This window comes from Jiangella alba, from assembly GCF_900106035.1.
GTDB lineage: Bacteria > Actinomycetota > Actinomycetes > Jiangellales > Jiangellaceae > Jiangella > Jiangella alba.
This window is the reverse complement of the sequence record NZ_FNUC01000003.1, coordinates 2,654,428-2,668,120: the sequence shown is the minus strand read 5'-3', so window position 1 is coordinate 2,668,120 and position 13,693 is coordinate 2,654,428. Positions and strand designations below refer to the sequence as shown.

At 74.9% G+C, this 13,693-nt stretch carries 15 protein-coding genes; 11 read left to right on the top strand and 4 right to left on the bottom strand.

Annotated features, from left to right (window positions below; genetic code table 11):
* The first annotated feature begins 9 nt into the window (after positions 1-9).
* Complete coding sequence (locus BLV02_RS14745; RefSeq protein ID WP_083288720.1) at positions 10-1,359, top strand: replication-associated recombination protein A; 1,350 nt, start codon at positions 10-12, stop codon at positions 1,357-1,359.
* 10 nt (positions 1,360-1,369) lie between these two features.
* Here the strand turns inward: BLV02_RS14745 and BLV02_RS14740 are convergent, their stop codons facing one another.
* Positions 1,370-2,194, bottom strand: coding sequence for a Gfo/Idh/MocA family protein (locus BLV02_RS14740; protein ID WP_069111921.1), 825 nt, complete (start codon positions 2,192-2,194; stop codon positions 1,370-1,372).
* Between the two features lie 78 nt (positions 2,195-2,272).
* Between BLV02_RS14740 and BLV02_RS14735 the strand changes: the two genes are divergently transcribed.
* From BLV02_RS14735 to BLV02_RS14710, 6 genes are read left to right on the top strand one after another with little or no spacing between them, the layout of a single operon-like run.
* Positions 2,273-3,166 (top strand): alpha/beta fold hydrolase, encoded by an 894-nt coding sequence (locus BLV02_RS14735; protein ID WP_083288721.1) that lies wholly within the window; start codon positions 2,273-2,275, stop codon positions 3,164-3,166.
* Complete coding sequence (locus BLV02_RS14730; RefSeq protein WP_069111923.1) at positions 3,163-3,780, top strand: class I SAM-dependent methyltransferase; 618 nt, start codon at positions 3,163-3,165, stop codon at positions 3,778-3,780. The genes BLV02_RS14735 and BLV02_RS14730 overlap by 4 nt, the downstream gene beginning before the upstream one ends.
* Positions 3,781-3,838: 58 nt before the next feature.
* Complete coding sequence (locus tag BLV02_RS14725) at positions 3,839-5,392, top strand: bifunctional AfsR/SARP family transcriptional regulator/alpha/beta hydrolase (RefSeq protein WP_069111924.1); 1,554 nt, start codon at positions 3,839-3,841, stop codon at positions 5,390-5,392.
* Between the two features lie 43 nt (positions 5,393-5,435).
* Positions 5,436-7,085 (top strand): serine hydrolase domain-containing protein, encoded by a 1,650-nt coding sequence (locus BLV02_RS14720; RefSeq protein ID WP_083288722.1) that lies wholly within the window; start codon positions 5,436-5,438, stop codon positions 7,083-7,085.
* 2 nt (positions 7,086-7,087) lie between these two features.
* Positions 7,088-7,759 carry a response regulator transcription factor gene (locus BLV02_RS14715; protein ID WP_069111926.1) on the top strand — a complete coding sequence of 224 codons (672 nt, stop codon included), beginning with the start codon at positions 7,088-7,090 and terminating at the stop codon, positions 7,757-7,759.
* Entirely contained in the window at positions 7,756-8,745 is a 990-nt protein-coding gene (locus tag BLV02_RS14710) for a sensor histidine kinase (RefSeq protein ID WP_069111927.1), read from the top strand. The genes BLV02_RS14715 and BLV02_RS14710 overlap by 4 nt, the downstream gene beginning before the upstream one ends.
* A gap of 13 nt (positions 8,746-8,758) precedes the next feature.
* On the opposite strand, the gene BLV02_RS14705 is transcribed toward BLV02_RS14710, so the two are convergent.
* The 3 genes from BLV02_RS14705 to BLV02_RS14695 all read right to left on the bottom strand — a co-directional run bounded on the left by BLV02_RS14705 (position 8,759) and on the right by BLV02_RS14695 (position 11,752).
* The gene (locus tag BLV02_RS14705) at positions 8,759-9,454 is read right to left on the bottom strand and encodes an NAD(P)-dependent oxidoreductase (RefSeq protein WP_069111928.1); all 696 of its coding nucleotides are present in this window, start codon (positions 9,452-9,454) and stop codon (positions 8,759-8,761) included.
* Positions 9,455-9,520: 66 nt separating this feature from the next.
* Positions 9,521-10,444, bottom strand: coding sequence for an RNA polymerase sigma-70 factor (locus BLV02_RS14700; protein ID WP_069111929.1), 924 nt, complete (start codon positions 10,442-10,444; stop codon positions 9,521-9,523).
* Between the two features lie 354 nt (positions 10,445-10,798).
* Positions 10,799-11,752 (bottom strand): helix-turn-helix transcriptional regulator, encoded by a 954-nt coding sequence (locus tag BLV02_RS14695; RefSeq protein ID WP_069111930.1) that lies wholly within the window; start codon positions 11,750-11,752, stop codon positions 10,799-10,801.
* A gap of 98 nt (positions 11,753-11,850) precedes the next feature.
* On the opposite strand from BLV02_RS14695, the gene BLV02_RS14690 reads away from it, so the two are divergent.
* The 4 genes from BLV02_RS14690 (at position 11,851) to BLV02_RS14675 (ending at position 13,691) form a co-directional block, all read left to right on the top strand.
* On the top strand, positions 11,851-12,288 hold the full coding sequence (locus BLV02_RS14690; protein ID WP_069111931.1) for a VOC family protein: 438 nt from the start codon (positions 11,851-11,853) through the stop codon (positions 12,286-12,288).
* The gene (locus BLV02_RS14685; RefSeq protein WP_069111932.1) at positions 12,285-12,824 is read left to right on the top strand and encodes a YdeI/OmpD-associated family protein; all 540 of its coding nucleotides are present in this window, start codon (positions 12,285-12,287) and stop codon (positions 12,822-12,824) included. Before BLV02_RS14690 ends, BLV02_RS14685 begins: the two co-directional genes overlap by 4 nt.
* Before the next feature lie 157 nt (positions 12,825-12,981).
* Positions 12,982-13,389 carry a DUF948 domain-containing protein gene (locus BLV02_RS14680; RefSeq protein WP_069111933.1) on the top strand — a complete coding sequence of 136 codons (408 nt, stop codon included), beginning with the start codon at positions 12,982-12,984 and terminating at the stop codon, positions 13,387-13,389.
* Positions 13,389-13,691, top strand: a complete 303-nt coding sequence (locus BLV02_RS14675) for a DUF6167 family protein (RefSeq protein ID WP_069111934.1) — start codon at positions 13,389-13,391, stop codon at positions 13,689-13,691. Before BLV02_RS14680 ends, BLV02_RS14675 begins: the two co-directional genes overlap by 1 nt.
* Positions 13,692-13,693: the final 2 nt, after the last annotated feature.

Sequence of the window (13,693 nt, the reverse complement as noted above, 5' to 3'; positions counted from 1 at the left end):
GTCGGTCCCATGGAGCAGGAGGGTCTGTTCGGCGGCGCCGCGCCGTTGGTGCCCGCGGGGTCGCTGTCCGGCGCCGACGACGACATCGCCGGCAAGCCGCTGGCGGTGCGCATGCGCCCGCGCACGCTCGACGAGATCGTCGGGCAGCAGCACCTGCTCGGGCCGGGCACGCCGCTGCGGCGGCTGGTCGAGGACGACCAGCCGATGGCGCTGGTGCTCTGGGGACCGCCCGGCACCGGCAAGACCACGCTGGCCTACGTCGTCAGCCGGGCCACCCAGCGCCGGTTCGTCGAGCTGTCCGCCGTCACGGCCGGGGTGAAGGACGTCCGCGCCGTCATCGACACCGCCCGCAAGGAGCTGGTGCGCACCGGCTCCGGCACCGTCCTGTTCGTCGACGAGGTGCACCGCTTCTCCAAGACCCAGCAGGACGCCCTGCTGCCGGGGGTCGAGAACCGGTGGGTGTCGCTGGTCGCGGCGACCACCGAGAACCCCTACTTCGCGCTGATCAGCCCGCTGCTGTCGCGGTCGCTGCTGCTCACGCTGGAGCCGCTCGACGACGACGCGATCCGCGAGGTCATGCGCCGGGCGCTGGCCGAGGAGCGCGGGCTCGACGGCGCCGTCACCATCGACGACGACGCCCACGACCACCTGCTCCGCCTCGCCGGCGGCGACGCCCGCCGCGCTCTCACCTATCTCGAGGCGGCCGCCGGGGGAGCCGTCGACGGCGTCATCACCCTCGACGTCGCCGAGAAGGCCGTCGACCGCGCCGCCGTCCGCTACGACCGCGACGGCGACCAGCACTACGACGTCACCAGCGCCATGATCAAGGCCATCCGCGGCAGCGACGTCGACGCCGGCCTGCACTACCTCGCCCGCATGGCCGAGGCCGGCGAGGACCCGAAGTTCCTGGCGCGCCGGCTGGTCATCCTGGCCAGCGAGGACATCGGCATGGCCGACCCCACGGCCCTGCAGACCGCCGTCGCGGGCGCCCAGGCCGTCCAGCTGATCGGCTGGCCGGAGGCGCAGATCACGCTCGCCCAGGTGGTCATCGCGCTGGCGCTGGCGCCGAAGTCGAACAGCGTGGTCACCGCCATCGGCGCCGCCGTCGCCGACGTCCGCGCCGGGCTGGCCGGACCGGTCCCGCCGCACCTGCGCGACTCCCACTACGCCGGGTCGAAGAAGCTCGGCCACGGCACGTCCTACGCCTACGCCCACGACGACCCCCGCGGCGTCGTCGAGCAGCAGTACGCGCCCGACGCCGTCGCCGACAAGCAGTACTACGAGCCGGGCACCCGCGGCGCCGAGCGCGACTACGCCGAGCGCTACGCCAAGCTGCGCCGCATCGTCCGCGGCTCCTGAAGGCCGCTCGCTAGAGCCGTGCCGTCACGGCGTCGAGCAGCGCCACCGGCGCCACCATGGCCGCGGCCTCGTCGTCCGACGGCGGCGCGCCCTTCTCGGCGACGGTCATGAACCGGTCCAGCACCGGGGCCAGGTAGTCGGCCGGCAGCGCCAGCTCGCGGGCCGTGGCGGCGTCGGCGCGCACGACGGTGGCGTGGAACGGCGCCGCCGTGTCGGCGAGGAAGGTCAGCGTGACGTGGGTGCCGCCGATGGTGGTGAGCGCGGTGACGACGCCGTCGCCGGTGCGGACGTCGACGTCGCCGGCGTCGCCCGGCTCGCCGATCAGCTCGGCCGCGGCCTCGGCGAGATGGACACCGTAGTAGTAGAGGCCGCCGTACGGCCCGGCCGGGTCGGCGGGGCCGCTGACGTGCACGGCGAGCGGCCGGCCGCCCCACAGTCCGGCGAGCGCCGGGACGAAGCGCAGCGCCGAGCCCTCGTACAGCGGCACCGCGCGCGCCCGCGCCGCGTCGACGATCGCCAGTGCGTCGGCCTGCGACGCCGCCAGCGGCTTGTCGACGAACACCGGCAGCCCGGCCTCGATCAGCGGCATCGCCTCGGCCCGGTGCGCCCGGCCGTCGCGCGAGCAGATCAGCACCGCGTCGACGCGGCCGACGAGGTCGTCCGGGCCGTCGACGATGGTCGCGACGCCACCCGTCGCCGCGAGCGCGCGGTTGCGCTCGGAGTCGCCGCCCGACAGCGCCACCACCCGGGCGTCGCCGTGGCGCCGCTCGACGTTGAGGAGGCGGAGGAAGTGGTCGACGTGGCTGCTCTCGGTCCCGACCATGCCGATGCGCATCACGGTCAGCCAGCCTACGGCAGCCGGCGGCCAGCCGGATGACAGTGGCGCGACAGGCGGGCCGGGGACCGTGGTCGCATGATGCTGCGAAGAGAGCAGGGCCGGGTGGAGCGCGATGGTGTCGGGATCGCGTACGAGCAGGTGGGGCAGGGCGAACCCGCCCTGCTCCTGCTGCCGGCCTGGATGATCGCCGGCAGCGGGCTGTGGGCCGCGCAGCGTGACGGGCTGGGCGACCGGCTCCGCTGCCTGTCGTACGACGCCCGGGGGAGCGGCCGGTCGGACCGGCCGGCCGAACCGGAGCGCCACCGGATCGAGGAGCTGGTGGCCGACGCGCTCGCGGTGCTGGACGCGGCCGGAACCGCCCGGGCCGTGCTCGTCGGCAACTCCCTCGGCGGACTGGTCGCCTACCTGATCGCCGCGCTGCGTCCGGACCGGGTGGCCGGGCTGGTGCTGATCTCCGCGACGATCGATCTCACCGGTGACGAGGACGCGCCGCTGGTCCGCGCCATCGCGACCTTCGACGACGAGCCCTCGGGCGACGACGGGTGGGCCCGCTACAACCGGCAGGCCTGGCGGCGCGACCACCCCGGCTTCGTCCGGTGGTTCGTCGACACCGCTCTGGGCGAGGAGGCCACGGCCGCGACCCGGGCGGACGGAGTCCGGATGGCGCTGGACACCACGCCCGACGTGCTCGCCGCCGGCGTCACCGCCCGCTCGGCCCGCTCGGGCCGGTCGGCCGCCGGCCGGGCCGCCGAGCTGCGCGCCCTGGCGGGGCGGATCAACTGCCCGGTCCTCGTGATCCACGGCGACCGCGACGCCGTCGTACCGCCCGCGTGGTCGGCCGCGCTCGCCGCGGCGCTGGGCACCGTCGTCACCTCGCTGCCGGGTGCGGGCCACTGCCCGCAGGTCACCCGGCCCGCCGAGGTGAACGCCCTGATCGGCGCGTTCGCCAGTGGGATCGAGGCGGCATGAACAACCCGATCCGGGGGCGCCTGAACGCCGCCACGCTGCGCGCGGCCGACCGCTACGCGCAGGCGCTGCTCGGCGAACGGAAGCGGGCCCTGTTCGCGGACCTGCCCGACCAGATCGTGGAGATCGGCCCTGGCACGGGCGCCAACCTGCGCTACTACCGGCCCGGCACCCGGCTGCTGGCCATCGAGCCGAACGTCCACATGCACGGCCCGCTCCGGGCCGCCGCCCGTCGCCACGGCATCTCCCTGGAGCTCCGCCTCGGGAGTGCCGAACGGATGGCGCTGCCCGATGCCGCTGTGGACGCCGTGGTGAGCACGCTGGTGCTGTGCACGGTGCCCGATCCGGTCGCGGCCGTGGACGAGGCCCGGCGGGTGCTGCGGCCCGGCGGGCGGCTGCTGTTCGTCGAGCACGTACGCGCCGGCGGCGGCTACGGGCGGCTGCAACGGCTGACCGCCCGGCCCTGGCACTGGTGCTTCGAGGGCTGCGACGTCCGGCGCGACACCGAACACACCATCCGCGCCGCCGGCTTCAGCTCCGTCGACGTCCAGCGCTACCGCCTGCGGTCGGCGTTCCTGCCGATCAACCCCCAGATCGTGGGCACGGCCACTCGCTAGCGGCCGTCGTCGCGTGGGAGCATCGGCGCATCACTGCCAGCTGCCAGGGACGCGCCGCATGAAGGTCTGGGTGCTCGGGTCGGTCGAGGTGGTCGACGCCGACGAGCCGCTTCCGCTCAGCCACCGTCAGCGTGCCCTGCTGGCCGCGCTGCTGGCTCGCTCCGGTGAGGTCGTCTCGGCCGATCGGCTGGCCGATCTGCTGTGGGGCGACGAGCCACCCGCCGATCCGGTGAGCGCGCTGCACAGCCTCGTCTCGCGGCTGCGCCGGATGCTCGGCCCGGACGTGCTGGCCACCCGTCCACCCGGCTACGCGCTGCGGCCGGACACGGTGGAGATCGACGCCGTCCGATTCGAGGACCTGCTGGAACAGGCGCGGCAGGCGCCGCCGGCCACGACCGTCGACCTGCTCGACGACGCGCTCGGGCTGTGGCGCGGCGCCGCCTACGCCGAGTTCGCCGACACCGACGTGGCGAGGCTGGCGGCGATCCGGCTGACCGAAGCGCGGCTGACGGCGGTCGAGGCGCGAGCCGCCGCGCTGCTGGAGTGCGACCGGCCGGCCGAGACGCTCCCGTCCCTGGAACCGTTCGTGGCCGAGCACCCGCTGCGGGAACGCGGCCGCGCACTCCTGATGCGCGCGCTGTACGACCTCGGCCGCCACGCCGACGCGCTGCAGAGCTACCGCGACTACAAGGAGCAGCTGGCCGACGAGCTCGGCCTGGAGCCGTCCGAGCCGATCCAGCGGCTGGAGCGGGAGATCCTCCGGCACGAGGTCCCCGGCACCGTCGCGGGGCCGCCGCCGCTCGCCGGCCTGCGGGCCCGCTACACCGCCGCCGGCGACCGCACGATCGCGTACGCCCAGATCGGCGCCGGCCCGCCGCTGATCGCGCTGCCCGCCTGGGTCTCCAGCATCGAGGTGATCGCCTCCGGCCGCGACCCGCGCTCGTCGCTCCTGCAGCGCCTGGCCGGGCACACCCGCCTAACCCTGTACGACCGGTACGGCACGGGTCTTTCCCGCGGCGGCGTCCCCGGCGACTACGGCCTGGAGGCCAGCGTCACCGAACTGGCCGCCGTGGTCCGCCGCATCGGCGGCCGGGCCAGCCTGCTAGCCATGTCGCAGGCGGGCCCGGTGGCCATCGCCTGCGCCGCCCGCCACCCGGACCTGGTCGACCGCCTGATCTTCCTCGGCACCTATGCCAGCGGGCCGTCCGCGTTCACCCACACCGAGCTCAACCGCACGCTGGTCGACCTGGTCCGCGCCCACTGGGGCCTCGGTTCCCGCCTGATGGCCGACCTGTACCGCCCGGGAGCCTCCGACGCCGCCGCCTTCCACCTCGCCCAGGTGCTGCGCGACTCGGCGCCCCGCGAGGTGGCCGCCGGTTACCTGGACGCCGTCTACGACATCGACGTCACCGCGCTGCTGCCGCAGGTCGTCGCGCCCGCGCTGGTCCTGCACTACAACCACGACCGCGTCGTCCCCTTCGCCGGCGCCCGCCAGCTGGCCACCGCCCTCCCGCACGCGCACCTGGTGCCGCTGGACGGCGCCTACCACCTTCCGGACGCCGCCGACCTGCCCGCGGTGGTCACGGCGATCCGGGACTTCCTCGAGTCCTGATCTGTTCACATCCTGTTCGCGGCCTCCTTCCTACTGTCGCCACATGACCAGATTGCTCTTGGGTGTCGCCGTGGCCGCCGCGGTGCTGCTCGCCGCCTGCACGTCCGACGTCGAGTCGCCCGCTGCGCCGTCGCCGTCGGCATCGTCGGCGTGTGACCCGCAGCTCGATGCCGCGCTCGACGCGTGGGCCGAGGCCGGGTTCAGCGGCGCGGTCTCCGTCACCGCGGCCGGCGAGCCGGTGTGCCAGGCCGGCTACGGCAGCGCCGACCGCGCGGCCGAGCGCCCCAACACCGCCGACACCGTGTTCGCCATCGGGTCGGTCACCAAGGCGTTCACCGCGGCCGCCGTCCTCGACCTCGCCGACGACGGCCGGCTGGCGCTCGACGACCGCGCCGGCGACCACCTGCCGGAGCTGCGCGGCCCGGCCGCCGACGCCACGCTGCGGCAGCTGCTGGTGCACACCAGCGGGCTGAACGGCTCGGCCGGCGCCGACCACCAGCCGCTGAGCCGCGACGACGCGCTGGCGGCCGTCGGCGCCATGCAGCCGGCCTTCCCGCCGGGCACCGACTATCTGTACACCAACGCCGGCTACACCCTGCTGGCGCTGGTCGTCGAGGAGGTCACCGGGAGCTACCGCGAGCACGCGGCCACCCGCATCCTGCGCGGCCTGCCGTCGGCGGGCTTCTGGGACGGCTCGCCGGCCGCACGCGGCGACCGCGCCGTCGGGTACCTCGACGACGGCAGCACCGGGGCGGCGGGCGACTTCGCCGGACCGCACTGGGCGCTCGACGGCAACGGCGCGCTGGCCATGAGCATGCCCGACCTCGCCGCCTGGACGCGGTCGCTGTTCACCGGCGGGGTCGTGTCGGACGAGGCGACGCGGACCATCGCGACCCCGCAGGTCGACCTCGGCGACGGCGCGGCCGAGACACCGGGCTGGGTGGCCTACGACGCGGCGGCGTTCGGCGTGCCGTTCCTGGCCTCGGCCGGCGGGGGCGGCGACGTCGGCCACGAGGCCATGGTGGTGTGGATCCCCGACGGCGAGCGGGTGCTGGCGGTCGCGTCCAACGGCCCGGAGGTCACCGCCGAAGAGCTGGTCGAGGCCATCGGGCCGGCGCTGGCCGCGGGCGAGCCCATCCCGGCGCCCGACGTCCAGGGCGGCACCGTCGATCCCGCCGTCGCCGCGGCTATCGTCGGCGACTACCGGCTCGACACTGGAGGTGCGTACCTGGTGAGCGACGACGACGGCCTGCGCATCGCCGCGCGCGGGGCCGACGCCGTCCGGGCGTTGTTCCCGCCGGCCGACCCCGGCGCCGTCCGCGAGCACGAGCGGGCGGTCGCGGCGCTGCTGGCGGGCCAGACCGACGCCGGCCGCGAGGAGCTCGCCGCGCTGGACGACGACTTCGGCCCGATCGGCGGGTTCGAACCGGCCGGCACCGTCCTCGCCGACGGCGAGCTGCGCACGTACGTCACGCTCGACACCGGAGACGGGCCGCTGTTGGCCTGGTACGCGCTGAACGCCGAGGGCGGGGTCGACGGCGTCGACGTCGGCGCCGATCCGCCGTCGGTGCCGCTGGCGCCCGACGGCGACGGTTTCCGGCCGTCCGACCCGGCGGGCGCGGGCCCCGACGTCGCTGTGACCTTCGGCGACGACACCGTCACGGTCGGCGACGTCACGGCGAGGCGAGGCTGAGCATGCGGATCCTGCTGGTCGAAGACGACGCCGACCTCGCCGACGTCGTGGCGCTGGGGCTGCGCAACGAGTCGTACGCCGTCGACCACGCCGGCACCGCGGCCGCGGCGGAGGAGCTGCTGACCACCACCGTCTACGACGTCGCCTGCCTCGACCTCGGCCTGCCCGACGGCGACGGGCTCGAGCTGCTGCGCCGCCTCGGCGCCGATCCCGTCCTGCGGCGGCCGCGGCGCACGCTGGTGCTGACCGCCCGCGACGCCGTCGCCGACCGCGTCGCCGGGCTCGACGGCGGCGCCGACGACTACCTCGTCAAGCCGTTCCACTTCGCCGAGCTGGTGGCGCGGGTCCGGGCGCTGGGCCGTCGCTCCGACGAGACCGGCGCGACGCTGCGGTTCGGCGACCTCGGCCTCGACCTCGCGGCGCACCGGGCCTGGCGCGGCGACGCCGACCTGCGGCTCACAGCGCGCGAGTTCTCGCTGCTGCGCTACTTCATGCACCATCCCGGCGAGGTGCTGTCCGCCGAACAGCTGCTCGAGCACGTGTGGGACGTCAACGCCGACCCGTTCACCACCTCGGTGCGGGTCATCCTCAGCCGGCTGCGCCGCAAGCTCGGCGACCCACCCATCATCGACACCGTCACCGGCGTCGGCTACGTCCTGCGGGCGGCGCCGTGAGCCGGCCGTGGCGGTGGCAGCGTGCCGCGGTCAGCCCCGCGAGCCGCCCGTGGTGGTCGCTGCGGGCGCGGCTGGCGGTGGCCGGGTTCCTCGCCATCTACATGCCGGTGCTGCTGCTGTTCGGCGTCACCATCGCCACCGAGTACGACACCACCACCGAGGTGGTCAACGGCGTCGAGATCACCACCGACTCGTCCATCACCTGGCCGCCGTGGATCACCGCCACGGCGCTGGCGCTCGCCCCGGCCGCGGCGTCGCTGTCGTGGTGGTGGGCCGGGCGGGCGGTGCGGCGGTACGAGCACATGTACGCCCGGCTCCAGCATGCGGCCGACGCCCAGCGGCGGCTGATCGAGGAGACCAGCCACGAGCTGCGCATCCCGCTGTCGGTGCTGGCGACCAACGCCGAGGTGCTGCTCGCCCACCCGCGGCCGACGCTCGAGGTGTACCGCGAAGGGCTCGAACGCTCCGGCCGGGCCGCCACCCGGCTGCGCGCGGTCATCGACGAGCTGCTGGTCGACGCCCGGGGCCGAGCCCGCACGATCGACCGCCACCCGGCCGACGTCGCCGCCCTGGCCCGCGCCGTGGCCGACGACGCCCGCGTGCTGGCGGCGCAGCGCGAGGTGTCGGTGGTGGTCACGGCGCCGCCGACGCTGGTCGGCGCGGTCGACGACGCCACGGTGCGCCGGGCGGTCGCCAACCTCGTCGACAACGCCGTCCGCCACGCCCCGTCCGGCTCGGTGGTCTCGGTCGCGGCCGAGCGGCGCGGCCCCGAGCTGGCCGTCGTCGTCACCGATCACGGTCCCGGCATCCCCGAGGCCGATCTCCCGCACGTCTTCGAGCCGTTCTGGCACGGCCGCGACGGGCCGGGCACCGGCCTCGGCCTGCCGATCGCCCGGCAGATCGCGCTCGCCCACGGCGGCGACGTCACCCTCACCTCCGCCGCCGACGGCGTCGGCTGCGTCGCCACCCTGACCCTGCGCTGCTGACCCGCGCGCCCGCTCAGTTCCTGGCGAGCGCCTCACGGCGGATCCACCGCAGCAGGGTGGGGTTGTCGGCGGTCGTGATGACGCTGACGGTGCGGCCGACGTGGCGGTCGTCGTCGAGGAGCGCCAGCAGGCTGGCGGCGAGGTCGACGCGGGCGGTGAACCTGCCGTCGGCGTGCCCCTCGACCACGGTGTAGTCGGTGACCGACGGCAGGTGGTAGAGCCCGCTCGGGCGCACGATCGTCCAGTCCAGGTCGCTCTCGCGCACCTGCGCCTCCATCCGCCGCATGTCGTCGTACTGCGTCTTGGCCACCACCCGGGTCACGTACGGCAGGAGCACCCGGTTGAACAGGAACCCGCCGTCGGAGTAGTGGTGCGGGTCGAGGCCCACCGAGCTGACGACGGCCAGGCGGCGCACCCGATGATGCGTCATCGCGGCGATGAGGTTGGCCGTCCCGAGCGAGTAGGTGCTGATCGGCTTCCTGCCCGCGGGCGCGCCGAGCGCCGACAGCACCGCGTCGCGATCGGCGACGGCCGCGTCGACGGCGCCGGCGTCGAGCACGTCGGCGCCGATCACCTCGAGCCGGTCATGACGCAGCGGGAACGCGTCCGGCTGCCGGGTGACCGCCGCGACCTCGTGCCCGGCGGCGAGTGCCTGGCCGGTGAGCAGGCGGCCGGTGGGGCCGTTGGCTCCGACGACGGTGATGCGCATGAGATGTCCTTTCGCATGATGATGACCACGTCGGCGACGTCCGTGGGGGACGGCTGCTGGTGCGGGTCAGTGCGTTCCTCGGCGGGCCTGCTGGGTCTCGCGCAGAACGGCCCAGCCGTCGCCGACCGGTCCCACGTGCCCGAGCTTGTCGGGGTTGCTGACCGTGCGGATCGCCTGGATCCGCCCGTCGAGGACGTCGAGGGTCCAGGTGTTGATGACGTTGCCGTCGCGGTCGCGGAAGATCGCGCCCGGCTGGCCGTTCACCTGGCGTGGCTCCACGAGGCCGCCGATGCGGGCGAACGGCGGGAGCAGCGCGGCCAGCAGCCGGGCCACCCGGTCGGCGCCGAAGAAGCCGCCGGCCCACCGCGGGCCCTTGCCGCCGCTGTCCGCGACGAGCTGCACGTCGGCGGCGAGCAGGTCGCGCAGCCGGTCGACGTCCCCTTCGGCGAAGGCGTCGAAGAACCGCATCGCCAGGGCCTCGCGCTCGCGCCGGTCGGCCTCGAACCGGGGCCGGCCCTCCTTCATGTGACGGCGCGCCCGCACCACCAGCTGACGGCACGCCGCCTCGGAGCGGCCGACCGTCGCGGCGATCTCGCCGAAGCCGAACCCGAACACCTCCCGCAGCACGAACACCGCGCGCTCCAGCGGCGACAGGCGTTCCAGCAGCAACAGTGCCGCCATCGACACCGAGTCGGCCAGCTCGGCCGAGCGCTCGGGGTCGGAGTAGGGGTCGGTCAGCAGCGGCTCGGGAAACCATGGCCCGACGTACACCTCGCGCCGCACGCGCGCCGAGCGCAGGACGTTGATCGAGAGGCGGGTCACCACGGCCGACAGGAACGCCTTCGCCGACGTGGGGTGTGCGGGGGAGGCCTCCCAGCGCAGCCAGGTCTCCTGGACCGCGTCCTCGGCCTCGGCCACGCTGCCGGTGATCCGGTAGGCGATCGAGAACAGCAGCGGCCGCAGCTCCTCGAACTCCTCGGCCCGGGTCACGCCGGAGTCACCCCAGCGCCCCCGTCCTGCCCGCCGACCACCCGCATGTCCATCACCTTCCCGACGCGAACTGCTGCCTTCGCTACCCGAGACAAGACAGCCCCGCCGGCTGTGACATGGAGGAAAGGAGCAGGGGAGGATGCCGCGGCCCGGGCGCCGTGGTCGCTCGGCCGCGGGTGCCGCGGGGAGGCCGGCCGGTCGGCCGGCGGAGGCGCGCTAGGCCGAGGCGGGCTGGGTCCCCGGGCACGGCCGGGGAAGGGCGGACGGTCCGCCGGCGGCGTTCGGCCCCCGGCACGGCCGGCGGAGGCGGGGGCTCCACCCGGGCACTGCCGGGGAGCGCGGACCGTCAGCCGATCAACCCGCGGCGGCGAGGTAGCGCTCGGCCAACGAGCGCAGGTGGTCGCGCAGTTCCGGCGGGTCGAGCACCTCGAACGGCACCCCGAGGCTGCCGAGATAGCCGGCGAGGTCGTGCCAGGAGTCGCCGCCGGTCTGGAGGAGGCAACTGCCGTCCTCCAGTTCCGTCACGAGGCCGCCGAGCGCGGTGATCTTGTCGCGGACCACCTCGATCGGCGCGTCCAGCCGCACCCTGGCCTGCTCGCGGTACGCCCGCGACCCGACGCCGCTCAGGACGTGCGCCACGGCGTCGCCGCCCGGTGGCGGGCGGGGCGTGAACCGGGGGCCGGTGGGAATGCGCGGCCGCACGCGGTCGGCCCGGAACGTGCGCCAGTCGTCGCGGTCGAGGTCCCAGGCGAGCAGGTACCAGCGGCGGCCGGTGTAGACGAGCTGGTGCGGCTCGGTCCGCCGCACCGACGACTCGCCGTCGTGGCCGGCGTAGTCGAACCGCAGCTGCTCGTGCCCGTGCACCGCCGCCGCGACCGCCGTCAGCACGTCGGCGTCGACCCGGCCGCCGACGCCCGGGGCGGACGCCGTGGCGGAGCGGAGCGCGTCGACGCGGTGCCGCAGCCGCGACGGCAGGGTGCGCTCGAGCTTGGCCAGCGCCCGCAGCGACGTCTCCTCGATGCCGGTGATCGAACCCGCGGCGGCCGCGCGCAGCCCCAGCGCCACCGCGACCGCCTCGTCGTCGTCCAGCACGAGCGGTGGCAGCGACGTCCCGGCGCCGAGGCGGTAGCCGCCGGCCGGGCCGGTGAACGACTCGACCTCGTAGCCCATGATCCGCAGCCGCTCGATGTCGTTGCGGACGGTGCGCGTGGTCACCTCCAGCCGCGTCGCCAGCTCCGAACCCGACCACTCCCGCCTGACCTGCAGCAACGACAACAGCCGCAGCAGCCGTACCGACGTCTCCAACATGAGAGAGAGTCTGCCACCGATTGAGGAACCGTACGTTCCACAACCGCCCGTAGTGTCGTTCTCACCAGCAAGGGAACAGAGACGAAAGAGAGAGATCGATGAGCATCGAACTGCGCGGCTTCTGCACCCTGAACTTCTACGCCGACGACATGGCGGCGGCCCGCGAGTGGTACACCGAGGTGCTCGGCCTGGAGCCGTACTTCGAGGCGATCGACCCGGCGTCGGGCATGGTCGGCTACTACGAGTGGCGCATCGGCGACCACCAGGACGAGTTCGGCGTCATCAACCGCGCTTGGCGGTCGCCGGCCGACCCCACCACGCCGGACGCGCCGGGCGGGGCGGTCATGAACTGGCACGTCGACGACCTCGACGGCACGCTGGCCCGGCTGGTCGAGCTGGGCGCCACGGTGCACCAGCCGCGGGTCGACCGCGCCGAGGGGTTCGCCAACGCCACCGTCGCCGACCCGTTCGGCAACCTGCTCGGCCTCATGTACAACCCGCACTGGAAGGCCATGGCGGACGGGGCGGGCGCGTGAGCGACGCGCTCACGTTCGTGGACGCGGCCGGCTGGGACGCCTGGCTGGCCGCGCACCACGACAGCAGCGACGGCGTCGTCCTGCGCATCGCGCGCAAGAGCGCGCCGGGCCTGACGATCCGGGCGGCGCTCGAGGTGGCGCTGTGCCACGGCTGGATCGACAGCGTCCGCCGCCGCGGCGACGACCAGTACTTCCTGCAGCGCTACTCGCCGCGGCGCAAGGGCAGCCCGTGGTCGGCGGTCAACGTCGCGCTGGTCGAGGAGCTGACGGCGGCCGGCCGCATGCGTCCCGGCGGGCTGGCCGAGGTCGAGGCGGCGAAGGCGGACGGGCGGTGGGCGGCGGCGTACGCGTCGCAGGCCACCGCCACCGTGCCGGACGACCTCGCCGCGGCCCTGGCGGCGGACCCGGCCAAGGCCGCCGCGTTCGACGCGCTGACGAAGAGCGGCCGGTACGCGATCCTGCTCGCGCTGATGAAGACCCGCACACCGCAGGCGCGGGCGAAGGCGCTGGACAAAGCGTTGGCCGGGCTGCGCTGAGGTCGCCTACCCTGGAGGACATGGACATGCTGCCGACGCCCGGGCGAGCACCCGCGGCCCGACCCGCGGCCGTCTCCCGGTCGTGACCGCGCCGGGTGGTCCGGCGCGGTAGGGTCAGACGTTTGAGACGACCTTCCGAAGAGAGGCAGCTCCACCCATGTCCGTAGGCGAAGTCGCCGGGTTGCTGGCCGCCGCTGCCCTGGTGGCACTGGTCGGTTTCCTCGCCGTGCCGATACTCAAGCTGGGCCGCACCGTCGACGAGTTCACCCTCGTCGTGCGCGACCTGCGCCAGGAGCACGTCGCGAAGACGGCCACCACGGTCGACGAGACCAACGAGCTGCTCGCCTCCACGAACGCGCAGTTGCAGCGCATCGACGCCATCACGTCGAACGCGCAGACCGTCACCACCAACGTCGCCGCCATGTCGTCGCTGTTCGCGGCCACGCTGGGCGGCCCGCTGGTGCGCACGGCCGCGTTCACGTACGGCGTGCGCCGGGCCATCGCCGCCCGCCGCGACGGCGCTGCCGCCGGCAACGGCCGCCGCCGGCGGTTCGGGAGCCGGTGATGGGCAAGCTGTTCTGGATCGCGCTCGGCGCCACCGCCGGGGTGCTGGTGGTCCGCCGGCTCACCAAGGCGGCCGAGAGCCTGACGCCCGAGGGCGCGGCCGACCGCGTCGCCGGCGGCCTGCGCACCCTCGGCGACGCCGTCCGCGAGTTCACCGACGAGGTGCGTGCCGGCATGGCCGAGCGCGACGCCGAGCTGCGCTACGCGCTGGGCATCGCGCCCGACGGCACCGGCACGCAGGGCGTCGCCGACCCCGACGCCGTCGACGACCTGTTCCACCCGCACTCGAGAGGCACGTTCTGACC

Coding starts and splice junctions, on each gene's coding strand:
- BLV02_RS14680 (WP_069111933.1), top strand. CDS start 12,982: ATGTCCGTAGGCGAAGTCGCCGGGTTGCTGGCCGCCGCTGCCCTGGTG.
- BLV02_RS14705 (WP_069111928.1), bottom strand. CDS start 9,454: ATGCGCATCACCGTCGTCGGAGCCAACGGCCCCACCGGCCGCCTGCTC.
- BLV02_RS14725 (WP_069111924.1), top strand. CDS start 3,839: ATGAAGGTCTGGGTGCTCGGGTCGGTCGAGGTGGTCGACGCCGACGAG.
- BLV02_RS14690 (WP_069111931.1), top strand. CDS start 11,851: ATGAGCATCGAACTGCGCGGCTTCTGCACCCTGAACTTCTACGCCGAC.
- BLV02_RS14745 (WP_083288720.1), top strand. CDS start 10: ATGGAGCAGGAGGGTCTGTTCGGCGGCGCCGCGCCGTTGGTGCCCGCG.
- BLV02_RS14715 (WP_069111926.1), top strand. CDS start 7,088: ATGCGGATCCTGCTGGTCGAAGACGACGCCGACCTCGCCGACGTCGTG.
- BLV02_RS14735 (WP_083288721.1), top strand. CDS start 2,273: ATGATGCTGCGAAGAGAGCAGGGCCGGGTGGAGCGCGATGGTGTCGGG.
- BLV02_RS14695 (WP_069111930.1), bottom strand. CDS start 11,752: ATGTTGGAGACGTCGGTACGGCTGCTGCGGCTGTTGTCGTTGCTGCAG.
- BLV02_RS14675 (WP_069111934.1), top strand. CDS start 13,389: ATGGGCAAGCTGTTCTGGATCGCGCTCGGCGCCACCGCCGGGGTGCTG.
- BLV02_RS14730 (WP_069111923.1), top strand. CDS start 3,163: ATGAACAACCCGATCCGGGGGCGCCTGAACGCCGCCACGCTGCGCGCG.
- BLV02_RS14720 (WP_083288722.1), top strand. CDS start 5,436: ATGACCAGATTGCTCTTGGGTGTCGCCGTGGCCGCCGCGGTGCTGCTC.
- BLV02_RS14740 (WP_069111921.1), bottom strand. CDS start 2,194: ATGCGCATCGGCATGGTCGGGACCGAGAGCAGCCACGTCGACCACTTC.